20 protein-coding genes are annotated in these 24,872 nt (G+C 62.7%); 11 read left to right on the forward strand and 9 right to left on the reverse strand.

Features of this window, described 5'->3' with window-relative positions:
- Positions 1–18: 18 nt before the first annotated feature.
- From RSB01_RS02420 to RSB01_RS02430, 3 genes are all read right to left on the reverse strand, one after another.
- Positions 19–1,194 carry an aspartate aminotransferase family protein gene (locus RSB01_RS02420; RefSeq protein ID WP_332589800.1) on the reverse strand — a complete coding sequence of 392 codons (1,176 nt, stop codon included), beginning with the start codon at positions 1,192–1,194 and terminating at the stop codon, positions 19–21.
- Positions 1,195–1,325: 131 nt separating this feature from the next.
- On the reverse strand, positions 1,326–2,258 hold the full coding sequence (locus RSB01_RS02425) for a M20/M25/M40 family metallo-hydrolase (protein ID WP_332625031.1): 933 nt from the start codon (positions 2,256–2,258) through the stop codon (positions 1,326–1,328).
- Positions 2,259–2,349: 91 nt separating this feature from the next.
- Positions 2,350–3,177, reverse strand: a complete 828-nt coding sequence (locus tag RSB01_RS02430; protein ID WP_332589779.1) for an ABC transporter permease — start codon at positions 3,175–3,177, stop codon at positions 2,350–2,352.
- A 233-nt stretch (positions 3,178–3,410) separates the two neighbouring features.
- Between RSB01_RS02430 and RSB01_RS02435 the strand changes: the two genes are divergently transcribed.
- A complete protein-coding gene (locus tag RSB01_RS02435; protein ID WP_332589778.1) occupies positions 3,411–4,001 on the forward strand; it encodes a GcrA family cell cycle regulator in 591 nt (196 codons plus the stop codon).
- A gap of 70 nt (positions 4,002–4,071) precedes the next feature.
- Here RSB01_RS02435 and apaG read toward each other — a convergent pair whose 3' ends face one another.
- The gene (gene apaG, locus RSB01_RS02440; RefSeq protein ID WP_332589777.1) at positions 4,072–4,479 is read right to left on the reverse strand and encodes a Co2+/Mg2+ efflux protein ApaG; all 408 of its coding nucleotides are present in this window, start codon (positions 4,477–4,479) and stop codon (positions 4,072–4,074) included.
- Between the two features lie 102 nt (positions 4,480–4,581).
- On the opposite strand from apaG, the gene RSB01_RS02445 reads away from it, so the two are divergent.
- Positions 4,582–5,616 carry a 2'-deoxycytidine 5'-triphosphate deaminase gene (locus RSB01_RS02445; RefSeq protein WP_332589776.1) on the forward strand — a complete coding sequence of 345 codons (1,035 nt, stop codon included), beginning with the start codon at positions 4,582–4,584 and terminating at the stop codon, positions 5,614–5,616.
- 124 nt (positions 5,617–5,740) lie between these two features.
- On the opposite strand, the gene RSB01_RS02450 is transcribed toward RSB01_RS02445, so the two are convergent.
- A complete protein-coding gene (locus RSB01_RS02450; protein WP_332589775.1) occupies positions 5,741–7,021 on the reverse strand; it encodes an MFS transporter in 1,281 nt (426 codons plus the stop codon).
- 87 nt (positions 7,022–7,108) lie between these two features.
- On the opposite strand from RSB01_RS02450, the gene dapE reads away from it, so the two are divergent.
- Positions 7,109–8,347: a succinyl-diaminopimelate desuccinylase gene (gene dapE / locus RSB01_RS02455; RefSeq protein WP_332589774.1), complete on the forward strand. Its 1,239-nt coding sequence runs from the start codon at positions 7,109–7,111 to the stop codon at positions 8,345–8,347.
- Here the strand turns inward: dapE and RSB01_RS02460 are convergent.
- The 3 genes from RSB01_RS02460 to RSB01_RS02470 all read right to left on the reverse strand — a co-directional run bounded on the left by RSB01_RS02460 (position 8,339) and on the right by RSB01_RS02470 (position 13,294).
- Positions 8,339–8,896: a hypothetical protein gene (locus RSB01_RS02460; protein ID WP_332589773.1), complete on the reverse strand. Its 558-nt coding sequence runs from the start codon at positions 8,894–8,896 to the stop codon at positions 8,339–8,341. The genes dapE and RSB01_RS02460 overlap by 9 nt on opposite strands.
- Before the next feature lie 145 nt (positions 8,897–9,041).
- Complete coding sequence (locus tag RSB01_RS02465; RefSeq protein ID WP_332619363.1) at positions 9,042–11,141, reverse strand: S9 family peptidase; 2,100 nt, start codon at positions 11,139–11,141, stop codon at positions 9,042–9,044.
- Between the two features lie 71 nt (positions 11,142–11,212).
- Positions 11,213–13,294, reverse strand: coding sequence for a S9 family peptidase (locus RSB01_RS02470; protein WP_332619364.1), 2,082 nt, complete (start codon positions 13,292–13,294; stop codon positions 11,213–11,215).
- A gap of 103 nt (positions 13,295–13,397) precedes the next feature.
- Between RSB01_RS02470 and RSB01_RS02475 the strand changes: the two genes are divergently transcribed.
- The 8 genes from RSB01_RS02475 (at position 13,398) to trxA (ending at position 23,521) form a co-directional block, all read left to right on the forward strand.
- Positions 13,398–14,237, forward strand: a complete 840-nt coding sequence (locus tag RSB01_RS02475) for a 1-acyl-sn-glycerol-3-phosphate acyltransferase (RefSeq protein WP_332591540.1) — start codon at positions 13,398–13,400, stop codon at positions 14,235–14,237.
- Positions 14,234–14,692 carry a tRNA (adenosine(37)-N6)-threonylcarbamoyltransferase complex ATPase subunit type 1 TsaE gene (tsaE, locus tag RSB01_RS02480; protein ID WP_332591541.1) on the forward strand — a complete coding sequence of 153 codons (459 nt, stop codon included), beginning with the start codon at positions 14,234–14,236 and terminating at the stop codon, positions 14,690–14,692. Before RSB01_RS02475 ends, tsaE begins: the two co-directional genes overlap by 4 nt.
- Positions 14,676–15,776 (forward strand): N-acetylmuramate/N-acetylglucosamine kinase AmgK, encoded by a 1,101-nt coding sequence (gene amgK, locus RSB01_RS02485; RefSeq protein WP_332591542.1) that lies wholly within the window; start codon positions 14,676–14,678, stop codon positions 15,774–15,776. The genes tsaE and amgK overlap by 17 nt, the downstream gene beginning before the upstream one ends.
- Positions 15,773–16,486 (forward strand): N-acetylmuramate alpha-1-phosphate uridylyltransferase MurU, encoded by a 714-nt coding sequence (locus RSB01_RS02490; RefSeq protein WP_332619365.1) that lies wholly within the window; start codon positions 15,773–15,775, stop codon positions 16,484–16,486. Before amgK ends, RSB01_RS02490 begins: the two co-directional genes overlap by 4 nt.
- 19 nt (positions 16,487–16,505) lie before the next feature.
- Positions 16,506–19,589: a double-strand break repair protein AddB gene (gene addB / locus RSB01_RS02495; RefSeq protein ID WP_332625033.1), complete on the forward strand. Its 3,084-nt coding sequence runs from the start codon at positions 16,506–16,508 to the stop codon at positions 19,587–19,589.
- 3 nt (positions 19,590–19,592) lie between these two features.
- A complete protein-coding gene (gene addA / locus RSB01_RS02500) occupies positions 19,593–22,610 on the forward strand; it encodes a double-strand break repair helicase AddA (protein ID WP_332625035.1) in 3,018 nt (1,005 codons plus the stop codon).
- Entirely contained in the window at positions 22,564–23,094 is a 531-nt protein-coding gene (locus RSB01_RS02505; RefSeq protein WP_332625044.1) for a PD-(D/E)XK nuclease family protein, read from the forward strand. The genes addA and RSB01_RS02505 overlap by 47 nt, the downstream gene beginning before the upstream one ends.
- 100 nt (positions 23,095–23,194) lie before the next feature.
- Positions 23,195–23,521, forward strand: coding sequence for a thioredoxin (gene trxA / locus RSB01_RS02510; protein WP_332590085.1), 327 nt, complete (start codon positions 23,195–23,197; stop codon positions 23,519–23,521).
- Positions 23,522–23,569: 48 nt separating this feature from the next.
- On the opposite strand, the gene RSB01_RS02515 is transcribed toward trxA, so the two are convergent.
- Entirely contained in the window at positions 23,570–24,856 is a 1,287-nt protein-coding gene (locus RSB01_RS02515) for a folylpolyglutamate synthase/dihydrofolate synthase family protein (protein WP_332590086.1), read from the reverse strand.
- Positions 24,857–24,872: the final 16 nt, after the last annotated feature.

The raw sequence follows: 24,872 nt of genomic DNA on the forward strand, positions 1-24,872 counted from the left end.
GTCAGATAGAGGGCCGGATTAACCGGCCATCTTGGTGCGAGCGAACGCGCAGGTCTTTTCCAGTTTCTCGACGGCTTCGCGGGCCTCTTCGAGCGTGATGTTCAGCGGGGCCAAAATACGCACCAGATTGTCGCCGCCACCGGCAACCAACAACTGAGCCTCGTCACGGGCCCAGCCCATGAAGTCGCGGTTGTTCGGCACCAATTTCAGTCCCATCAGCAGACCCTTGCCACGCACTTCAGCGATCACGTCGGGGAAGCGTTCCTGCAGGCCGCTCAACTGCTGCTTCAGATAGGCTGCAACCTCGTTGACGTTGTTCAAGATAGCGTCCGACGAAATCTCGCTAAAGGCGGCCTTGCCGACAGCCATGGCCAGCGGGTTGCCCCCGAAGGTCGAGCCGTGCGCCCCAGCGGACATGCCCGATGCCGCTTCGGCCGTGGCAAGGCAGGCCCCGATCGGGAAGCCACCGCCCAGAGCCTTGGCCACCGCCATGATGTCCGGAGTCATGCCGGCCCATTCGTGCGCCCACAGCTTGCCGGTACGGCCCATGCCGCATTGCACTTCGTCAAAGATGATCAGCACGCCGTGCTTGTCGGCCATGTCGCGCATCCAGCGCAGTTCCTCGTCCGGCGTAGCGCGGCAACCGCCCTCGCCCTGAACCGGCTCGAGGATGATGGCGGCGGTCGTCGGCGCTTCGAAGGCTGCGGTCAGCGCATCCTTGTCGCCCCATTTCAGCTGGTAGAAGCCCTGCATCGGCGGGCCGAAACCCTCGGTATAGCTGGGGTTGGCCGCCGCATTGATGCCGCCATAGGTACGGCCGTGGAACGAGCCGTCAAAGCCGTAGATGTCGATACGCTCAACATTGCCCTTGGCGTGGTGATATTTGCGCGCCGTCTTGATCGCGCATTCCACCGCCTCGGTGCCGGAGTTGGCAAAGAAGACCACATCGGCGAACGATTTTTCGCACAGCATGTCGGCCAGTTCATCCTGACCGGGGATGCGGAAGATGTTGGAGACATGCCACAGCTTGTCGGCTTGGGCCTTCAGGGCCTCGACCAGTTTCGGATGGGCATGGCCCAGCGCATTGGTCGAAATACCGGACACGCAGTCCAGATACTCGGTCCCGTCAGTGGACCACAGTCGGACGCCCTGACCGCGCTCCACTTGCAGCGGCGCACGATTATAAACACCCATCAGATGACCGGACACGGCAGTCTCCAAAAAGAGAGACGGTCCCGTTGGCTGGCAACGGGACCGCTGAACAAAATGATCACTGACTTGTCGGGCCACATGGCCCTTTAGTCAACACCGCGAGGCCCGATGCCCTACGGGTTTTTGTCGCCGTTTTGCGCGTCTATGGTCTGGACCAGTCCGGTCAGGAAATCTGCGAACTGCGCCACATCGGCGGACACCAGTTTGTCCATCTTGTCTTCATGGGTGTGGATGTTCTGGAACACGTCCGGCACAAAGCCTTCGCGCAGGCCGTTATCGCGACCGCCATTAAAGGCCAGCCACATCTGGCGTGCGCCGATCGCGTTCTGGATGCCCAGTGACAGCACCGGAATACCGGCCGCCGAGAACACACGGTCTTCGCTGGGCGGATAGACCGGGAAGGCCTCGCAGTCCGTGGCGGTGTCGGCACAATAGGTCCGCAAGGTGCGAACCATTCCACGCGACGCCTCGCCGTTATTCAGGCCGAACATGACCGTGCGGCCATAGGCAGCCACATCGACATTCACGACACCGGCAATACGGGCCTTGTCGGCCTGCTCCAGCCAATTACGCGCCCCGATCAGACCCAGTTCCTCCTGATCGGTCAGCACGACCACGATGCGGTGCTTGAGGTGATGACCATGACCCTGAAGGTTCTTGGCCACTTCGATAACTGCCAGCGTGCCGCCCGCATTATCGACCACGCCGTGCGAGAAGGCGCCGTCACGCAGCACCGCCGCATCATAGTGGGCCATCAGAACGAGATCGCGCTCGCCCGCCCCCAGTGTGATGACGACATTGGTCCCCGCCATAGCGCCTGTCTGGCGGTTGCCGCCTTCAAAGGTTTGCAACTGGTAGGGCAGGCCCAGCGTATCCAGATGCGCCTTCAGAACGTCCAGACGCGCCGGATTATTATCCTGCACCAGACGTTCGGCGGTGGCATGGATACGCCCCGCCACAGGGCTGGCAGCATCCTCGGCCTCTGACGGCTGCGCCATCAAAGCCAAAGCCAGCGGTGCCAGAGCAAAAAGCGACTTCATAGACATAGAAAACCCCTCCGATTTGCCATCCTGCCTAAACGAAGAGGGCCCGCGTCACCAGTGCGACGCGGGCCCTCTTAACAAAGCTTAATCCGGCTTAGCTCTTCAGGCGCCAGCCCGATTTAAAGACCAGCCAGCAGACCACACCCAGAACCAGCGTCAGCACGCCGCTCATGACCAGACCGATCGCCAGATTGCTTTCGGCCTGCCCGATGAAACCGGCACGGAAACCGTCGATCAGATAGAAGAACGGGTTGAAGCGGCTGATGGCATCAAACGGCGCAGGCAGGTTTTCGACCAGATAGAAGGTGCCCGACAGGAAGGTCATGGGCATAACGACAAAGTTCTGCACCCCCGACAGGTGGTCGAACTTTTCCGCCCACAGACCGGCCAGAACGCCCGCCATACCCATCAGCAGCGACGAGATCAGGCCAAACCAGACGATCAGCAGAATGTTCGAGATGGCCAGTTTGGCAAACGGCAGCACACACAGCGCCGTCACCAGACCGACCACGACCCCGCGTGTGGCCGCGCCGAGACTGAAACCGATGGTCAGTTCCAGCGGGCTGAGCGGCGGGGTGAGAAAATCGGTGGCCGTGCCCATGATCTTGGCCTGGATCAGGCTGGACGAGGCATTGGCAAAGGCGTTCTGCAGGATGGCCATCATGATCAGGCCCGGGGCCACGAACTCGGCAAACGGCGTGCCGTGCAGCGGCGGGCGGGCGCCCTGAAGCGCCACCACGAACACCATCATGTACAACAGGGTCGTCACAACGGGGGCCGCGACGGTTTGCGCCCCCACCTTCCAGAAGCGCCGCACCTCGCGCAGATACAAGGTACGAAGCCCTACCCAGTTGATGCCGTTATAGCGACGGGGCTGCGGCAAGGTGGACAGGGTCGGTTCTGAAGGGGTCTGCAGGGTCATAATGCGTCAATTGTGCGTTCATCGGTCATTACGCAAGGCATTCCACCATTTTGCCCCCCAGATAAAACTGATTCAAAACGGGACATTAACCATACTAGATATAGTTTCTGTGGACAGCCGAATCTCCACATATTGCGTGTTTTGACCAGTGAATTACGATTGGCGCCACTGAGGAGCGTCATTTGTGGCCCTCCGACACAAGATATTGAATCCGACTTCCCTTGGAGGGTGGCATGAACGCAGGCTGGACAGAAGATCGCGTAGGCGCTCTGAAGAAGCTGTGGCTTGAAGGTCAATCGGCCTCCCAGATCGCCAAGGCACTGGGTGGCGGCGTGACCCGCAACGCCGTAATCGGCAAGGTACACCGCTTGGGCCTTTCGGGCCGCGCGGCACCGTCGCAACCGGCACGCACGACGTTCCGTACGGCACGTCCGAGCGCCAAGGCTGCAACCGCAGCCGCAACGACAACAAATGCAGCTCCGGCTGCACCCGCACCGCAACCGACACAGGCTCCGTCGGCTCCGCGCCGCATCGAAGCCGTGGCTCCGCGCCCGGCCGCTGTGCCGTCGCAAGTCGCACAACCGTCGGCTCCGGCTCCCATGCCGGAACTGCCGGGCACAGCCACCGTGCTGACGCTGGGCGCACACATGTGCAAATGGCCGATCGGTGATCCGTCCTCGCGCGAGTTCTCTTTCTGTGGCCGCCGCGCCTCGGAAGGCGTTTACTGCATCGAGCACGCTCGCGTGGCCTACCAGCCGCAGGTCCGCAAGGGTGCCAAGGACGGCGCGACCGAACTGGCCCGCAGCCTGCGTCGCTACATCTAAGGTTTCGTTTCGACGGAAATCTCGAGAAGAAAGGGCGCTGCGGTTTCCGCAGCGCCCTTTTCTTATGGCCTCAGTTTAACGTGCGGCGGGTATCGGGCACATCCAGACTGAAATGGGGAATGGCCACCTCGAAAATATGGCCCGCCTGATCCTGCACAAAATAGGCCCCGACCATCGAGCCTGACGGCGTCGGCAGCGGACAACCCGAAGCATAGGCAAAACTGTCACCCGGCTGGATCACCGGCTGCTCGCCCACCACACCCGACCCGCGCACTTCCTCGACGCGGCCTAGCGCATCGGTAATGGTCCAGCGACGCGCCACCAGTTGCAGCGGTGCCGTCGTCAGATTGATAATCTCGATCTGGTAGGCCCAAACCCAATGGTTCGCTTCCGGTTCGGACTGGGCCGCCAGATAGGATGGCTGGACGCGAACCACCACGCCTTTGGTTTCGACGCTATAGGCAAATGCACTGGACATACGCTATATGCGTCCCGCCGGGCGCTCCGTTCAAGCTGCAATGCACAACTGCCGTGTATGAAAGCAAGACAGGCGTAAAAATCCATGTGAGAACAGGACGGCATGACCAGTTTCCAGATCCCCGCCCAAGCCGGCATCATCCCGTTTCAGGGTATCGAGACCCTGATCGCGACAGGCGCCATCACCAGCCAGACCGCTTTCGATTCCGATCAGGTCCAACCGGCCAGCCTTGATCTGCGCCTGTCGGATGTCGCATGGCGCGTGCGCGCCTCCTTCCTGCCTGGCAAGCGCAAGGTCGAAGACCGCATCCGCGATGTGGCCATGCACGCCATCGACCTGTCGGGCGGCTATGTGCTGGAAAAGGGCTGCGTCTATATTGCCCGCCTTCAGGAACACCTGTCCCTGCCCAAGGGCCTGAATGCCCGCGCCAACCCGAAATCCTCGACCGGCCGCGTCGATGTGTTCGTGCGCCTGCTGACCGATAAGGGCCAGAGCTTCGACGATGTCGATGAAGGCTATGAAGGCCCGCTCTATCTGGAGATCGCGCCCCAGACCTTCTCCATCCTCGTGCGTCCGGGCACTCGTCTGAACCAGCTGCGCCTCAAGGCCGGCGAGCCGCCGCGTCTGGAAACCCGCAGCGTCGGCGTGGACCTGCAACACGGCGATAACGGCATTGTCGGCTTCCGTGGCCGTCGCCATGCGGGCGTTATCAATCTCGACAATATCGACGGCCATGACCCGCGCGATTTCTGGGAACCGGTCACCCTGCGTGATGGCGACCTGCTGCTGGATCCGGGCGAGTTCTATATTCTGGCATCCAGCGACGATGTAGAAATCCCTGTCGACCAAGCCGCCGAAATGACCCCGATCGATCCTTCGGTCGGCGAGTTCCGCGTCCACTATGCCGGTTTCTTCGACCCCGGCTTCGGCACCGACGAAGCGCATGGTGCGGGATCGAAGGGCGTGCTGGAGGTTCGCACCCACGACACCCCCTTCCTGCTGGAACACGGCCAGACCGTCGCCCGACTGGTCTATGAGCCCCTGACGGAGCGCCCGACCCGCCTCTATGGCGAAGGTGGCAGCCACTATCAGAAGCAGGGCCTGAAACTGTCGAAACACTTCAAAGAGTGGAAGTAAGGCGGCAAGCGCCGCCACGCTGAACCGCGAGCGGCTTTGGCCCTAGCGTCGCGCCTTCGAACCAAGGTGCCAGGCGAGCGGTAGGACAAAACCAAAGGCCCGCCATTTGGCGGGCCTGTTCTTGTCAGGAGAGCCGGTCGGCTTTCCGAAGTGACGGGAAAACCTTGGCCCAGATGCCGGTGGCGGCCAGCGCACCTGCCCCGCCAAACACGGCGGCGCCGATGGGGCCTAGCAAGCGCACTGCCACGCCCGAATAGGCCTCGCCCAGTTCGTTGGATGCACCGATGAACAGCATCGACACGGATGATACCCGCCCGCGCATATGGTCGGGCGTGGCCAACTGGATCAGGGTCTGGCGCACATTGACGCTGACCATATCTGCCGCCCCGCCTATAAACAGCACCAGCGCCGACAGCCAAACGATTTTCGACAGGCCAAAGGCGATGGTGCAGATACCGAATACGGCTACGGCTGCGAACATCCACCGACCACCATTACGCTGGATCGGATAGCGGCTGAGCCAGAAGGCCATCAACAGCGCGCCCACACCAAACGCAGCCCGCAGCAGACCGAACCCTTGCGGGCCGACATGCAGAATGTCGCGCGCAAAGATCGGCGTCAGCAGCGCCACACCGGCAAACAGCACCACGATCAGGTCCAGAGAAATCGCCCCCAGCACGATCTTGGTCTTCCAGACATAGCCCAGCCCTTCGCGCACCAGCTCAATGGGCGAAACCTTGGGACCTACCTCGGGCTTGCCGTTGGTTTTGATCAGGATGAAGCAGGCGATGGCCAACAGGAACAGGCCTAGCGACGAGGCATAGGCCAGAGGTACCGTCACTCCGACAATCACGCCACCAAGGGCCGGACCCGCAATCGCGCCGGTCTGGAAGGCAATTGACTGGGCAGCAATAGCGGCAGGCAAAGCTTTACGGCCCACCACCATCGGCAGGAAGGCCTGTGAAGCCGGTGCCAGAAACGCCCTTGCTGCACCAAACAGCGCCGCCACTGCCAGCAGTCCCCACAGAGGCGGATTGCCGTGCATGGCCATGGCCAGAAAGCTGCCCGCACAGACCATTTCGACAATAAGCGACAAGGTCACCGTATGTTTACGGTCACGCCGGTCGGCCATCGCGCCTGCAGGCAGGGTAAAGGCCAGAAGCGGCAGGAACTGGCACAGCCCGACCAAGCCCAGATAGAGGCTGGCTTCTTCGATAGGATGGTCGCGACGGGCGATCTCATAGACCTGCCACAACAGGGCTGATGACTGGATCTGGATCGCCAGAACCGCCACCACACGCCCCAGCCACAAGAGGCGGAAGTCGCGAATACCCCACGGGCTGGATGGCTCTTCAGGGTGGATTACAGGGTCGATTTCTGGCGCAGGCGGCGTCGAAACAGTCATAGCGAACGAAAAATCTCTGTCAGACGGAGAAAAGGCAGCACAAACGCCCTTCTCCTTTGCATGTTTCCCTGCCTAAAGCATGGAGCCATGAACACCGCATCACTTTCCGTCATCGATCCTGTCGAACTGACCCGCGCCCTGATCCGCCGCCCGAGCGTGACCCCCGCCAACGAGGGCGCGATGGAAGTGCTGGAAAAAGCGCTGGTGGCGCTGGGGTTCAGCTGTCGCCGGATGGTGTTTGAAGGCCCGACCGGTGAGGGTGTCGATGCGCCCATCATCAATCTTTATGCGCGCCTTGGCACTGCATCCCCCAATATCTGTTTTGCCGGTCACACCGACGTTGTGCCGACCGGTGCCGCCGAGCAATGGACCGCCGCCCCGTTCGAGGGCGAGACACGCGACGGCATCCTTTATGGCCGTGGTGCCGTCGACATGAAGGGCGGGATTGCCGCATGGGTCGCGGCCCTGTCGCGCCTTTTGAGTGCCGACGAGATCAACGGTTCGCTGTCGCTGCTGATTACCGGCGACGAGGAAGGTCCGGCCCTGCACGGCACCAAGCGTGTGGTTGAAACCCTGATGGCCGAGGGCGAGGTGATCGACGCTTGCATCGTCGGCGAGCCGTCGTCTTCGGCGCAACTGGGCGACATGATTAAGGTCGGGCGTCGCGGCTCGATCAACTCGTGGTTCACCGTTCACGGCAAACAGGGCCACGTCGCCTATCCCGAACGGGCGGCCAATCCTGCGCCGGTGATTGCCAAACTGATGGCGACGCTGACCGACCGTGTGCTGGATGACGGCTATCCGTCTTTGAGTGCGATCGCCGCCCATACGGAAAGCGGTTCACCGCGCACAGGCTTCCCGCCGTCGAACCTCGAAATCACCACCATCGATATCGGCAACGCGGCCACCAACATCATCCCTGCCAAGGCGTTTGGCCGCACCAATATCCGCTTCAATCCCTGCCATACGGGCGAGGCACTGGCGGCGTGGATCAATAGCGAGGTGGGTCGCCTGCAAGCCGATACGGGCCTCAATATCGAGGTCGAACACATGATCTCGGGCGAGGCCTTCCTGACCGAAAACGCCACCTTTATCGGTGCCGTTCAGGATGCCGTTGAAAAAGTTTCAGGTCGCCGCCCTGTCGCCTCGACCACCGGCGGCACATCGGATGCCCGCTTCATCCGCTATATGTGTCCAGTGCTGGAACTGGGTCTGGTAGGTCAAACCATGCACCAGATCGACGAGCGTGTGCCCGAACAGGAACTGCGCGATCTGGCCGACATCTATGTCGAGGTCATCCGCGCCCTGTTTGCGCGTCTAAAGTAGGCCTGAAAGGAAGGCGATGGCCGATGCGCTATCGCCGCGCCCGCCGCGATAGACCGCAGGCACCCTATCTCCGCCATAGGCGCGCGGATGGGTAAAGGTGGCGTCTAGCTCCTCGCCTGCACCCGACAGGGCAAGGCCGCTGATGTCGCGTGGTTGCATAGCCACCACCGCCAGATAGCGCCTGTCCGCCACGGTCAAAAGTGCCGCATCTGCTCCTGTGCCTATGCCCCACAAGGCGATCCGGCCATCCAGCTCCAGCGCCTCGGAATGGGTTTTTAAATAGCCAATGACGCGGGCCACATCGGCGGTGTGGGCGGCAAATCCGTGGCGACCTTCGCGTCGATCGGTGATGGCCACACTGATGCCACGCCGTGTCAGTTCGCGAGAGTTGCGCATCAGAGATGCCGCATCCTGCCCCTTGTCACCCAGCAAAACCACAACGGGTTTGGGCCCCGTCCCGCGCCCCTCGACCAGTCTCAGGGTCTGGCGGGCATGGGGGCCATAGGCATGGCGGTCTTGCGCCTTGGCCATCGCGGGTACAGCCAGCACAACAGCCCCTGTTGCCAGACATAATCCCCGCCGCGTCACACCCGTACCCTGCATCCCGCCTTTAGGGACGACACACACGATGGGCGCAAGAAAAAAGGCGCGAACCAGAAACGGTCCGCGCCCTCAATCATCTCAGCCCTACGGCCTACTTGTTCAGGTGGCCGTCCAGCCAGCCGAACACTTCATTGTGCCACTGCATCGAGTTGGCCGGTTTCAGAACCCAGTGGTTCTCGTCCGGGAACATCACGAAGCGGCTTTCGATGCCCTGACGCTGTAGGGCGGTGAAAGCCGACAGCGGCTGGGCGGTCGGGATACGGAAGTCCTGATCGCCCTGAATGACCATCATCGGGGTCTTCCACTTGGCGACATGGTTGGCCGGATTGAAGCGCTGGTATCCTTCCGGATTTTCCCACGGCGTGCCGCCGTTTTCCCACTCGGTGAACCACAGCTCTTCAGTGGCAAAGCCCATACCGAAGGTGTCGAACACGCCGTCATGGTTGACGAGGCATTTGAACTCGTCGGGCCAGTTCCCGGCGATCCAGTTGATCATATAGCCGCCATACGACGCGCCCAGCGCACAGGCATTATTGCCGTCGAGGAAGTCGTATTTTTGCTGTGCGAAGGCCCAGCCCTTTTGCAGATCTTCCAGCGGGCGGTCGCCCCAGTGCTGGCTGATCGAGTCCGTAAAGGCCTGACCGTAACCGGTCGAACCGTGGAAATCGATCATCACCACCGCATAGCCCGCACCGGCATAGGTCTGGGCATTCCAGCGGAACGACCACGAATTACCCATCGAGCTTTGCGGGCCGCCGTGGATGATGAAGGCGACCGGATACTTTTCGCCCTCTACATAGTTGGCCGGCTTGATGACGTAGCCGTGGACGGTTTCGTTGTTCCAGCCGGGGAAGTTGAACTGCTCGAACTCGCCGAACTGTTTGGCATCCAGTTGCGGGTTCACATTGGTGATCTGGATCGGCATTTCGCGACCACGGAAGGTCTTGGTGTACAGCTCCGACGGGCGGCTCAGGCTATCGATCGACAGGACAAAACCGCTATCGGTCTGCTGTACCGCACCGACATGGCCTTCGCCCGTCAGCGGTACGACCGAACCGTTACGGGTATCGATCTGGAACAGCTTTGTATTGCCGACATCACCGGCGACCACAAACAGGCTGTTGCCATCCTTGGACCATTGCAGGCTATCGGCCGAACGATCCCAGTTGGCGGCGATCTGGCGCACCGTGCCCGACGCCATGTCGCGCAGGAAGATGTTGAACTTGTCGGCCTCGAAGCCCGGACGCTCCATGGCGCGATAGGCCAGGGTCTTGCCGTCCGGCGAGAAGACAGGGCCCGTATCCCATGCCGGATTGGTTTCGGTCAGGTTGGTCAGTTGGCCCGGTGCATTGGTGGCCACCGAATAGAGGTCGAAATCGGTGCTCCAAGGCTCGGAGCGACCCGCTTCGCGCGCCGAGAAGATCAGGCTTTGGCCGTCGGGCGCAAAGACGAACTCGCTCTCGTCGCCGAACGGCTTGGAAGGCGTGTCGCCGTCAAAGCCCTTGGTGACCCAGACCGGATCACCGGCATTGGCACCCAAACCGACCACAAACAGGTGGTTCTGGGTGTGGTCGTTCCACGTATCCCAGTGACGCACGAACATGCGGTCATAGACCTTGCCGGTCGATTTGCGTTCGGCCACCGAGGCACCATGCGCCACCGAGGCGGCGAGATTCTCGGCATTGGGGTAAACGGCCAGCGACACGGCAACCGCATTGCCTTGGTCATTGACGCGATAGGCATTCACATCGGTCGGCAGGCTGGTCACGGCCGTCGCCGTCGTGCCGTTGTCGTTCGAAACCCACACCTGCGACGAGCCACCGCGCGAGGACAGGAAGTACAGCGAGCCGTCCTTGCCCCAGCGTGCGGTATTGGCACCACCGTCCGAGATCGGCAGGCGCTTGGCCTCGCCTTCACCCTTCAGCGACTGGATAAACAGCGACGACGAGCGGCGGTTGGCATCCACATCCGTGCTGGTGACCGAATAGACCACCCACGCGCCATCAGGGGAAACCTGCGGGTCGCCCAGACGCTTGGCCGGGATCATGTCCTGATAGGTAAAGGCATTGCCCGCAGTTGCTGTTGAGGCGGCGGCCGACGGGGCAGCAGCCATCTCGGCCATGGCGGGAGCCGCTGCGGTCAGCAGGGCGACGGCACTAAGGCCGCAAAGGAGGTGGGACAGGCGGCGCATGGGCGCTCCCTCTAGTTGGGACAGTCAGGCTGGAAGGCCTAACACCCGATGCGCCGCCCGCAAACCTCAGATTAACGTGAAGGGCCGGTGTATTTGGCTGTCCAGTCGAGGATTTCCTGCTGCCAGTTCACCCACGCCTTCGGCTCCAGCACCCAGTGGTTGGCATTGGGAACGTGGACAAAGCGGCTGTCGATATCCAGACGCTGGAGTGCCGAGAAGGTGGCCAGACCCTGCTCCATCGGCACACGGAAATCGCGCGAACCGTGCAGGACCAGCATCGGCTTCTTCCAGTTACCGGCATAGGTTTCGGGGTTCTGGGCGTCATAGACGTCCTTGCGATCCCATGTCGCGCCCTCGAACTCGTGGATGAAGGTACCGATATCCATGGCGTTCATCAGTTGAGGCACGTCGAACACGCCCGCATGGTTCACCAGACACTGCCACGGCTCGTTCCACTTGCCGGCGATCATATTGACCATATAGCCGCCATAGGACGCGCCCAGCGCACATGCGCGGTTGCTGTCGATGAAACTGTTACCCGCGACCGCTGCTTCCCAACCCTTTTGCAGGTCTTCCAGCGGGCGGGTGCCCCAATTCGAGTTGATCGCATCGGTAAAGGCCTGACCATAGCCGGGCGAGCCGTGGAAATTGATCATCACCACCGCATAGCCTGCGCCGGTATAGACCTGCGGGTTCCAGCGGTAGGACCAGCTTTCGGTCCATGGCGATTTCGGTCCGCCGTGGATCAGATAGACGGTCGGATATTTTTGGCCCTCGACATAGTTGGCCGGTTTGAACACCCAGCCATGCGTCTCCTCGCCATTCCATCCGGCAAAGCGGATTTCATCGGGACGTGACGGGCGGATCGTGGCCAGAGCCTCGGCATTATGACGGGTGATCTGGCGGGTTTCGCCGCCCTTTTGCACGAACAGCTGGGTCGGCGAGGTAAAGCTTTCCAGCGCATAGACCACAGTGCCTGCGCGCTCGTCATATGCGTTGACCATGCCGATATCCGTCAGGTTACGAACCGCGCCGGTACGGGCGTCAATCTCGAACAGGCGGTTCTGGCCTTGATCGGCAGCGGTCGCATAAAGCGCACGGCCGTCCGTACGCCATGTCAGATCACCCGGACCGCGATCCCAGCGTGTCAGGGCGCGGGCATTCTTGCCGTCGGCATCACCGACCATGACCACAGGCTGATCACCGCCGACATTCTCGCGCGGACTGGCCAGCCAGGCCAGACGGCGCCCATCGGGCGACAGCACCGGATTATAGTCCGGTCCGGTATGGCCCTGCGTCAGATTGACCGGAGCCGCCCCCGTCAGGGACAGGCGGTAAAGGTCGTTATTATTGGTAAAGGCATTGCGATCACCCAGCAGCTTGGTCGAGACCAGCAGCGAACCGTCACGGGCAAACTCGATACCACCCACACCGAAATCGGCATCCAGACCTTGCGTCAGGCTGCGGGCTGTTCCCTCGGAAAGACCCGACGTGTTCAGCGGCTGCACCCACAGATGGCCGTTCTTTTTATCGCTCCAGCGGTCAAATACGCGCAAGGGCATCTGGTCATAGACGGTCTGGGTGTCCTTGGCGGCGCTATCGCTGCGCGTCTTGGTGCATTCCAGAGTGTCGCAATCGGCAAAGACCGAAATGCCGAGGATCAAAGACCGGTTATCCGGCGACAGGCGGAAGCCCGAGACGCCGACCGGCAGGCTGGTCACCTGAGCGGCGGCATTACCATCGGCATCGGTGCGCCACACCTGATTGGAGCCGCCGCGCGAGGAGGTGAAATAGATGGATCGGCCATCCGCCGACCATTCCGGGCTTGAGGCTCCACCTTCGGACACAGCCAGTTTGCGCGGCTCAAAACTGCCATCCACACTGGCCAGCCACAGCGAAGAGGCCGATTTGTTGGCGTCATAGTCGACACTGCTCACGCCATAGACCACGCGCTTGCCATCGGGAGACAGAACCGGCGAGGACACACGGTCCATCGTCACCAGCGTCTTGAGGTCCAGACCGCCCGCCACCGTGTGGCTGGTTGCGGCCGGTGCCGCCACGGCCTGTGGTGCCGCGCCGGACTGTGCCCAAACCGGCGCAGCCATACCCAGCAAGGCCACCGCTGCGGTCGCCATCATCCATTTTGCACGCATCGAAGCCTGCCCCCTCAGATAAAACACAGCCGAACTGTGTAAGCAGAAGCCGACAGCACGCAAGATGCTTGCCCGCGGCTGCGACTAAAGCGACAAACAGACCATGAGCATAAATGCCGCCCATATTATCGATGTGCTGATCGCCGAGCGTGCCCCGCGCCTGACGGGGTCATGGGCATGGCCGATGGTGCGACCTGTTCTGTACAGCTTGCTGGGCTATCCCAAGGCTGTGGCCATGGCCGATGCCATGCAGCCGCTGTCGGGCGACGAGGCCCTCGCCTATGTCTCGAACCTGCTGCATCTGGATGTTACGACGACAGGGCTGGAAAATCTGCCCGCCACCGGCCGCTGTGTGATTGTGTGCAACCACCCGACCGGTATTGCCGACGGTGTGGCCATGTATGACGCTATCCGCGCGGTGAGGCAGGATGCCATCTTCTTTGCCAATGCCGATGCCCTGCGCGTTGCCCCGCGACTGCTTGAGACGATTATTCCGGTAGAATGGGTCCATGCCAAACGCACCCGCGACAAGACCCGCAACACCCTGAATGTCGCCAAACAGGCCTTTGCCGACGAGCGGTGTGTGGTGATGTTTCCGGCCGGTCGTCTGGCCCGCGTCGAGCAAGGCGTTCTGGTGGACGAACCTTGGGAAAGCTCGGCAGTGTCTCTGGCCCGCAAGCACAGTGCCGCCATAGTGCCGGTGCATCTGACCGGCCCGACCAGCCGCCTGTTCCATCTGTTCGACAAGGTCTCGCGCGAGCTTCGCGACGTGACCCTGTTCCATGAATTGCTAAACAAGGAAGGCCAGCGTTTTTCGCTGACTTTCGCAAAACCTGTCCTGCCCGCACAGTTGGATGTTGACGCAGACCGCGCCACCCTACAGCTAAAGACCTATATCGAGCGGCAACTTGCCGCCCAGCCGAACGCCCCCTTTAAAGCATGAAACTGCATCTCGCCGATGCCGAGGCGACCACCCGTCTTGGCCAAACCCTTGCCCCCTTGCTTCAGGCGGGTGATTCCGTCCTGCTGTACGGCCCGCTGGGCATGGGCAAGTCGACACTGGCGCGTGGTCTGATCCGCGCCCTGACCTCGCCGGACGAGGATGTGCCCAGTCCGACCTTTACCCTCGTACAGTTCTACGAGAGCGAGCCACCTGTCGCGCATTTCGACCTCTATCGCCTCAATGATCCGGAAGAAGCGTGGGAGATCGGTCTGGACGAGGCTCTGGATGACGGCTGCGTTCTGATCGAATGGCCCGAGCGGCTGGGGGATGACCCCGCCCGTTTTCTCGGCCCCGATATTTTGACCATTACCCTCGCCGAAGAGGGCCCATCCCGACTTGCGACCGTATCTGGCGCAGGGCGGTGGAAAGAGTTGAGTAATGACCTTGGCCTCTGAGCGCGAAAACCTGAAACTGGCCCTGCTGGCAAAGGCCGGCCTGTCGGACGCCGAGCGTCATCCGCTGCCGGGCGATGCCTCGACGCGCCGCTATGAGCGCATCATCGCCCGCGATGGCCGCCGCTACATGCTGATGGACCAGCCCCCCGCCTTCGAGAGCCAGCCCTGCGATCCGGCATGGAGCGCCAAGGAGCGCCACGCCCAAGGCTGGAACGCCATTGCCCGTCTGTCGGCAGGGCGGATCGAAGCCTTTGTCGCGGTGGCCGAACATCTGAACCGCCTTGGCCTGTCGGCACCCGCCATTCCGGTTCTGGACGTGGCCCATGGCCTCGCCCTGATCGAGGACTTTGGCGATGACCTGTTTGCCCGCGTGATCGAACAGGGGGCCGACGAAGAGCCTCTCTATCTGGCGGCTATCGAGGCTCTGGTCACCCTGCATGAAGCCGGCATGCCGCCTGCCAGCCTTAAAGGGTCTGCGGGCGACTGGCCTATGCTGGTCTATGACGAAGTCGCACTTCAGGGCGGGGCAGACCTGTTCGTCGAATGGCTGCCCAAATACGATAGCCGCGTTTCATTCGATGATGTCGCCATGGCCGAGTGGCACACCGCTTGGGCGCCTGTTGTGAAAGCCGGTGCCGAGGGCGCATTGGTGATGGCGCACCGCGACTATCACGCCGAAAACCTGATCTGGCTGTCGGGTCGCACAGGCGGTGCCCGCGTCGGCATGATCGATTTTCAGGACGCCGTGATCGCCCACCCCAGCTGGGACCTGCACTCCCTGCTTCAGGATGCCCGTCGCGATGTGTCGCCCGCGCTGGAAGCCAAGGCACTGGACCACTATTTTGCCCTGCGCCCCTCGGTGGACCGCGCCGCCTTCATGGCCAGCTATGCGGGCCTTGCTGCCCTCAACGAAGCGCGCATCATCGGCATCTTTGCCCGTCTGATCGCGCGTGATGGCAAGCCTCGCTATGCCCAGTTCCTGCCGCGCATGTGGGCTCATCTGAACCGCAATCTCGAGCAACCCGCACTGGCGAGCGTCGCCGCATGGTTCGACAAATACGTTCCCGCAGAGGTGCGCCAATGACCGCTCCCAAGACCGCAATGGTGCTGGCCGCAGGGCTTGGCACCCGTATGCGCCCCCTGACCAATGATCGCCCCAAGGCGCTGGTCGAGGTCGGTGGCCGCGCCCTGATCGACCATGTGCTGGATCGGTTGGTGGCGGTTGGTGTCGAGACGGCTGTGGTCAATGTCCACTGGTTCGCCGACCGGCTGGAACAGCATCTGTCCAAGCGCGGCGACATTCGCATCATCATTTCCAATGAACGCGAAGCGCTGCTGGAAACCGGCGGCGGCCTGAAAAAAGCCAAGCCTCTGCTGGGCGATGATCCGGTATTTGTCGCCAATATCGACAGCGTCTGGATCGACCGTGGCGATGCACTGGGTGATCTGGTGCGTCTGTGGAATCCGCAGACAATGGATGCCGCCCTTTTGCTGGCCCGCCGTGAAGGCTCCATCGGCTTCGAGGGCCATGGCGACTTCTCTCGCGACGAGGCTGGCCAGCTTGCCTTCCGTGGCGATCGCCCGTCCGTGCCGTTTGCCTATATGGGCGTCCACATCACCCGCCCGACCTATGCCGATAATGGACCCGACGGGGCCTTTTCGCTCAGCCCCCTGTGGCGGGCATCGGCGCAGAACGGACGGCTGTTCGGCACCGTCATGGACGGCGACTGGATGCATGTCGGCGATCCGCAGGCGCGCAACGAAGCCGAGGCCAAGCTGGCCGCGCAAGACTGAAACTTAACTGGGGGCAGGCATGACATTTGATCCGTTTTCGGGGAGCGCCCCGCGCTGGTATGCCATTGCTGCCCATCGTCCGTTTCTGGAAGATCTGGCCGCCGGTGTTCTGAACTGGCTGGGGGAGCGCCCGCCCGAAGAGCTGTCGGACGCCACCATCCTGTTGCCCAACCGCCGCGCGGCGCGGGCCTTTACGGCAGCCCTGTCCAAGCTGTCGGCAGACACACCTGTCCTGTTGCCGCAGGTGCGCCCGCTGGGAGACCTCGAGGAAGACGAGCCACCGTTTACGCCGGGCGCACTGGGGCTGGACCTGCCGCCCGCCATCCCCGCCCTGACACGCCGGTTCGAACTGGCCAAGCTGGTAACCCGCCACTACGACAGCGACCTGCGCCCTGTTCAGGCGCTGGACCTTGCCGATGCGCTGGGCCGTTTTCTGGATTCCTGCCAACTGGAAGAAGTGCCCGATCCGGGTCTTGTTGCCGGTCTGGTCGAAGGCGAGATGGCCGCCCACTGGCAAGGGTCCGCCGAATTTCTGGCCATCGGGGTCGAAAAATGGCCCGCCCGCCTGAAGGAAATGGGGCTGGTTGACCCGTCGTGGCGCAAGGCCACCCTGCTGCGCCGCCTGGCCGAACTGTGGGACAAAGAACCCCCGACCCAGCCGGTGATCGTCGCCGGTTCCACCGGCACAGTCCCCGCTGCCGCCGATGTTCTGGGAGCGGTTGCGCGCGCGCCGCAAGGCTGTGTGGTCATGCCCGGCCTTGATCTCGACCTTGAGGAAAAGGTCTGGGAACAGATCACACAGGACAACGAACAACATCCGCAACGGGCGCTGAAACGTCTGCTGGAACGCCACGCGATTGAGCGCCATCAGGTGCGCGAATGGTACCGCCCCGAACTGGCCGTTGATGTTCTTCAAAAGGGTATGGCACGCCAACGTCTGTTGAACGAAGCCCTGCGCCCTGCCGATGCCACAGGGGACTGGCGGATCGCCATTTCCGACCTGCGCGCCCGCGCCGCCGATACCGGTCTTGATCCGATCAGGGAAGGGCTGGACGGCTTAAGTATCCTGCCCCTGCGCCACGAAGAAGAAGCCGCCGCCGCCATCGCACTGATGATGCGCGAGACGTTGAACACCCATGGCAAGACCTGCGCCCTTGTCACCCCCGATCAGGAACTGGGCCGTCGCGTTCAGGCCCGTTTGCAGCGCTGGGGGATTACAGCCGACGCCTCGGCAGGTCTGGCTCTGAACCGTATGCCCGCCGGTACGCTGCTCGAACTGGCCGCCCGCTGGATCGAAAAACCTGCCCATCCGCAAACCCTGCTGGGCTTGCTAAAACACCCGCTGGTGGAACTGGAAGGCGAGGACAGCGAGGCCCTTGCCCGCGCACTGGAACGCTATGGTCTACGAACCTCCGAGCATGGCGATCTGCAACGGCTGAAAGCCTATCTGCTCAAACGCCAACCGCGCGGTGATGCCAGTGACAACGACAAGGCCCAACAGGCCGAGCGTACCCGCAAACTGGTCGCGTTTGTCGAGCGACTGGAGGCGCTCAATGCCATTGACCGTGCGCCATTTTCCGCCTCGGATACCCTCGGACTGGATCAAGCCGCCCGCGCCCTGACGGCTCTGGTCGAGGCTCTGGCCGGACAGAATGCCTGGGCTGGTCCCGATGGCGAACAGGCCGCCAGCCTGTTGTCCAACCTCATTCAGGGCGGCGCGGCGCTGGGGGCTGTCAGTGCCAGCGATCTGGTCGAACTGGTGCAGGGACTTCTGGCCGACGCGGTCGTGCGTACCGGCGGGGCCACCCATCCGTCTTTACGTATTCTGGGCGCTATCGAGGCGCGTCTGGTGCGGGCCGATGTGATGATCCTCGCAGGACTGGAAGAAGGCGTCTGGCCGCAAGGTGCGCCGGTCGATCCCTTCCTGTCGCGCCCGATGCGAAACGCGCTGGGCCTGCCGCCACCCGAACGCCGCATCGGCCAGAGCGCACAGGATTTTGTGCAGGCCGCCTGTGCGCCCAATGCCATCCTTGTCCACTGCGAGCGCCGCAGGGGGCAGCCCGCTGTGCGCTCGCGCTGGCTGTGGCGCCTCGACATGCTGACACGCGGGGCCGACAGCGACGCCACCCCCGTCAAGCTGGCCACGCCCGACCATATTGCCGACTGGACGCGGGCCTTGGACGCGCCGCTGCGCGACACACCTGCCTATGCCAAGCGCCCCGCCCCGACCCCGCCGGTTGCGCGCCGCCCGCGCGAACTGCCCGTCACCAGTGTCGAGCGCTGGGTGCGTGATCCCTATGCCATCTATGCCCAGCGCATTCTGGGTCTGAAAAAGCTGGACCGTCCGGGCGAGCCTGCCGAGGCCATGAAGCGCGGCACCGCCATCCATGCCGCCATCGAAAAGGCAACGGCGCTTTACCCCTATGCCCTGCCCGACGATTTCGAGCAGCAACTGGCGATCTTCATTCAGGAAGCCCTGCGCGACGAAGGCTTCGAGGATGCCGCCATGGCGCGCGAAGTACCTCTCAGCCGCATCAGTGCCGGTTGGCTGGCCGGCTTCGAGCGCGAGCGTCGCGCACGGGGCATCGAGATACTGGTCGAACAGAGCGGGGCGCTGACCTTTGACGGTCCTGCCGGTCCGTTCAAGGTCACGGCCAAGGCCGACCGGATCGAGCTGGATGCCGAGGGCGGTGCCATTATCGATTTCAAAACCGGTGCCCCTTCCAGCCAGACACAGGTTCTTCAGGGCTTTGCACCGCAGCTGCCTTTGACCGGCGCCATTCTGGCTGCGGGCGGGTTTGGCAATCCGGTCGACCCGACCCAGCTGATCTATGTGCGGGTCATCGGGCGCGGCGAAGGCGGCAAGCTGTCCGACGTCTCGCAGCCGAGCAAGTCCAACAGCGCCTGCGCCGCCCAGATCAGCGCGACCGAGTTCGAACGGCTGCAAGAAGCCGTCGCCCTCTATGACGATCCGTCCCGTGCCTATGTGTCGTGGGAAGCGCCCCAGTTCATGGGCAATTATGGTGGCAATTACGACCATCTGGCCCGTGTGTGGGAATGGATGGTCGTCGGCGGGGCCGAGAATAATGACGAGGGGGAATAAGCCATGACCGAGATCATCACCCCGACATCTGACCTGTCTCCGGTCGAGGCCGCCCGCGCCAGCCAGTCCACGGCGGCCAATCCCGACCTGTCCATTTTTGTGACCGCCAATGCCGGTTCGGGCAAGACCACCACACTGGTCAACCGCGTGGCGCGTCTGCTGCTGAAACGGGTCGCCCCCGGCGAGATTTTGTGTGTGACCTATACCAAGGCTGCGGCCTCGGAAATGCAGTCCCGCCTGTTTGAAAAACTGGGCGAATGGGCCGTGGCCGACGACCGCGTTCTGGCCCGCTCGCTGGCGGCGCTGGACGGGCGTAATCCCGATGATCTGGACCAGAGCGATCTGTCCGATGCACGTCGCCTGTTTGCCCGCGCGCTGGAAACGCCCGGCGGTCTGAAAATCCAGACCATCCACGCCTTTTGCGAAAAACTGCTGCGCCGCTTCCCGCTGGAAGCGGGTGTCACGCCCGCCTTCAAGGTGCTGGAGGATCAGGCCGCCGTGCAGTTGTCGAACGCTGCACGCGACGAGCTGGCCCGCTATGCGCTGGCCCATGCCGATGGCCCTGTCGGGCGGGCCTATGCCCATTTTGCCGTGGCACTGGATTTCGCCAGCTTCAACGACCTGCTGGGCGTGATCGAGACCAAGCGCGAGAGCCTTGGCAACTATATGGACAACATCACTTCGGGTGCGGCACCGTCGCCACGCGAAGTGACCGGCGCAGGCGAACATTCTGCCGCAGAGATAGCCGACGCGTTCATGCGCTATCTCTCCATTGAGGAATGGCGCGATGCCGCCGCCGTCATGGAAACCGGCGGAGCCAATGACAACAAGGTCGCCCTCGCCATGCGGGCGGCACAAAGCCTCTGGACGTTTGAGGCTCTGGAAGCGGTGTTCCTGACCACGACGGGCACACCGCGCGCCAAGATGGCGACCGCGAAAATCCCGCCCGCCACGGCTGATTTTCTGACCACACTTCAGGACAAGTTCGTCGCCACCCGCAACCGCCTGTTTGCCGTCAAGGTGGCCGAAGAGACCGAGCATCTGCTGGCGCTGGCCCGCGTTCACCGTGCCTTTTATGAAAGCCACAAGGCCGAGGCGGCGGCGCTGGACTTTACCGATCTGGTCGGGCGCACTGCCGAACTGCTGACCCAGCGCACCGATGCGGCATGGGTACTCTACAAGCTGGATGGCGGGATCGAGCATGTGCTGATCGACGAGGCGCAGGATACCGCCCCCGAACAGTGGCAGATCATGCGCGCCCTGACCGAGAGCTTTTATGCCGGTGACGGCACAGAGCGCGAGCGCAGTATCGAACGCACCGTCTTTGTCGTCGGTGACGAAAAACAGTCGATCTATTCGTTCCAGGGGGCCCGCCCCGAGCGCCTGCGCCAAGAGGCCAAACAGTATGAAACCCGCGCCCTCAATGTCGGGCGCAGCTTCCTGCCAGTGGACCTGAACACCTCGTTCCGCTCCACCCGCGATGTGCTGGAATATGTGGATGCGGTGTTTGACCATCCCGAGCGCGCCCGCGCTCTGGTCGGGGCCGAGGCGGATATTCCGCCCCACCTTCCCGCGCGGGACGGACAGGCTGGATGTGTCGAACTGTGGCCCCTGTTTACCGACCCTGAAAAGGTCGAAAAACAGGCTTGGTCTGCTCCTGTCGATCAGGAGAGCGAGGCCAGCGGGCGCAAGAAACTGGCGCGGGCGCTGGCGCGCGAAATCCGCGATCAGGTGGCCAATGGCTCCGGCATCTGGGATTTTAACAAGCAAAGTGGCCCCTATTATCGCCCTGCCCGCTATGGCGATTATCTGGTGCTGGTGCGCCGCCGCGATGCCACGTTCGAAGAAATCATCCGCGCCCTGAAGATGGAAGGCGTGCCGGTTGCGGGGGCCGACCGTCTGAAACTGGACGAGCATATCGTCTTTGACGACCTGCTGGCTCTGGCCCGCTTTGCCCTGTTCCCGTCCGACGACCTGTCGCTGGCGGAAATCTTGCGCAGTCCGTTCTGCGATGTGCCGGACTTTGGCGAACCGCATGATCTGTATCATCTGGCCGAGACCGGCACACGCGGCAGGCAAAGCCTGTGGGGTGCCTTGCAGGCCCGCAAGGACGAGCACCCGCAATGGCGCGAGGCCAATGCCCTGTTGCAGCGTCTGCTGGCCGCCAGTGCCGGTGATCCCTTCACCTTCTTCTCGACGGCTTTGAACCATGTGTTCGAGGACGGTCGCTCGGGTCGGGGCCGGATCGTGGACCGCATGGGCCGCGAGGCCGAGGAGGCCATCGACGAAACCCTCGCCCAGATTCTGAACGCCGAGGAGCGCGGCGGGCATGATCTGGAAACCTGCCTGCGGATGCTGGAACAGAGCGCCGTCGAGGTGAAACGCGAGATGGAGGGTGCGCGCAACGAGGTGCGCGTGATGACCGTCCACGGCTCCAAAGGCCTTGAGGCCCCTGTCGTTATCTTGCCGGACACCACTTCCAAGGCCAAACCGCAGGGTCCGCGCCTGATGCCAACCCCTGCCGGTGATGCGGGCGAGGTCTGGCTGATGTGTCCGCGCAAGGACGAGGACTGCGAAGCCTCCAAGGCCGCACGTGAACTGCGCGAGGCCCGCACCGACGAGGAATCCTTGCGTCTGTTGTATGTGGCCCTGACCCGCGCCCGCGACCGTCTGGTCATTATGGGGCGCGGCCTCAAGAGCAAGACCGGCTATCAGGAAGGCTCGTGGTGGGACATTCTGCAACAGACCTTCCTGACCGCCGCCGAGGCCGGACACGTCTCGACCGACGGTGATGGCCGCGCGCGTATGGGCACCTTGCCCCCCCCCGATGCCTCCCGAGCAGCGTTTGTCGGCCAAGCCTGTGGCCCTGCCCGCATGGCTGGCCGATCCCGCCCCCGCCGATGCGACAGCGCGTTTTTCGGCCCCGTCACAGATGGAAGGCAAGAAGCGTATTCCGGCGCCGTCACCGTTGGCCATGGCCCCCAGCGGCGGGGCGGCTCTGGGCCGTTTCCGTCGCGGTGATCTAGTCCACCGCCTTCTGGAACGCCTGCCCGATATCGCGCCCGCCACGCGCCGCGAGGCCGCCCAGCGCCTGCTGTCCAAGGAAATCGATCTGGATGATGCCCAGAGGTCAGAAATGATCGAAGCGGCTTTCAGCGTGCTGGACGATGCCCGCTTTGCCCCTGTGTTCGGGGCCGGATCACGCGCCGAAGTGGCCCTGACAGGCACCGCGCCCGAACTGCCGCCCGGCGTCAAGATCAATGGCCAGATCGACCGTCTGGTCATCACACCCGAGCGGGTTCTGGTGGTGGACTATAAGACCAACCGGCCCGCGCCAGACCGTCTTGAGGATGTCGATCCTGCCTATCTGACCCAGTTGGCTGTCTATGCCGCCGTGCTGCGCCAGCTTTATCCTGACCGTCCGGTCGAGGCGGCACTGGTGTGGACGGACGGGCCCAAGCTGATGCCGGTCACAAACGATGTCCTGATGGCCTCGCTGAGCTGAGCGCCATTGATTAACGGATAAAACTGCCCCACATCACAGGGGAAGCGGCGCGGCCAAGGTCCATATCTTGACCGCGCCCACACAGATGAAAGAGACGATTATGGCCACGCTCAAGGTCACTGACGACAGCTTTGAAACCGACGTCCTGAAGGCTGAAAAGCCGGTCCTGCTGGACTTCTGGGCCGAGTGGTGCGGTCCGTGCAAACAGATCGGTCCGGCTCTGGAACAGCTGTCGGACGAAATCGGTGACAAGGTGACCATCGCCAAGATGAACATCGACGACAGCCCGATGACCCCGTCCAAACTGGGCGTCAAAGGCATCCCGACCCTGATGCTGTTCAAAGACGGCCAGATGACCGCCATGAAGGTCGGTCCCATGCCCAAGGGCAAGATCGTCGAATGGCTGACCGAAGCCGGCGTCGAATAAAAACAAAAAGGGCGGCTCCAACGGGCCGCCCTTTTTAGTGCCTGATACCTAAACCGGCCAGGTTTCGGACGATGCCCCCAGAACCTCGCCCGCCAGATAAAGACTGCCGCAGATCACGATACGGCCCACGCCCAGTGCCTCGGCACGGTCCATGGCCTCTGTCATCGTACTTGCCGCCTCGGCCTCGAACCCGCAGCCTTGCGCCACAGCGGCAAGGGTTTGCGGCGCGGCACAGGCTCCGCCGAACGGCACGGCGATGACCTTGGTTTCGATGCCCTTCAAGGCTTCAAAGAAACCGCCCGCATCCTTATTGCCCAGCATACCGACAATCAGCACAGTCGGGCGCGGAGCGCGGCTCTGGCGGTCTGCCAGCACCCGCGCCAGCGCACGGGCCGCATGCGGATTGTGTCCGCCATCCAGCCACAGCTCGGCATCCATGGCCTTGGCCTGTTCGGCATAGGGCCCCGAGGTCAGACGTTGCATTCGCGCAGGCCAGAATACCGATTTCAAACCTGCGGCAATCGCCTCTTCGGACAGGTCCAGTTCCAGCGCGACAGCAATGGCGACGCCCGCATTGTCGAACTGGTGGTTGCCCGAAAGCGCAGGGGCCGGAAGATCAAGGAAACGGGTCTGGTCCTGATAGGCCAGACCGCCGCGCTCGGCAAAACTGTCAAAATCGACACCCGCCACCGTCAGCGGCGAGCCGACGTCCTGGGCGCGGCGCTCGATCTCCGCCATGGCCGGTTCGGACTGGCGGGCAATAATACCGCGCGCGCCGGCCTTGATAATACCCGCCTTCTCGCGGGCGACACCGGCCAGATCGGTGCCAAGAAACTCGGCATGGTCGAGGTCCACCGGCGTAATGACGCTCAACAGCGGGCGCTCGATGACATTGGTGGCATCCAGAACACCGCCCAGACCCACCTCGATAATGGCCAGATCAGCAGGCGTTTCGGACATGGCGACAAAACCGGCTGCCGTCGTGCTTTCAAACACGGTGGCCTGACCGCCTGTCGCCTCCATAGCCGCTTCGACGCGGTCGAGGATTTCGTTCAGTTGTGCGTCGGAAATCAGCTTTCCGGCCAGACGTATACGCTCGTTAAAACGCACCAGATGCGGCGAGGTATAGGTGTGGACCTTGAGACCCGCCGCCTCGGCAATGGCGCGGATCAACGAAACCGTCGATCCCTTGCCATTGGTGCCCGCCACATGGATGACGGGCGGCAGGCGGTTCTGGGGATTGCCCAGAGCCGCGCACAAAGCCTGCATCCGGCCCAGCGACAGGTCTATGCGCTGGGGGTGGCGGGCCTTGAGACGTTCAGAAATAGGGTCCAAGGCCACGCCTTTCGTA

Source organism: Brevundimonas sp. (assembly GCF_036659295.1).
In the GTDB taxonomy this organism is placed as follows: domain Bacteria; phylum Pseudomonadota; class Alphaproteobacteria; order Caulobacterales; family Caulobacteraceae; genus Brevundimonas.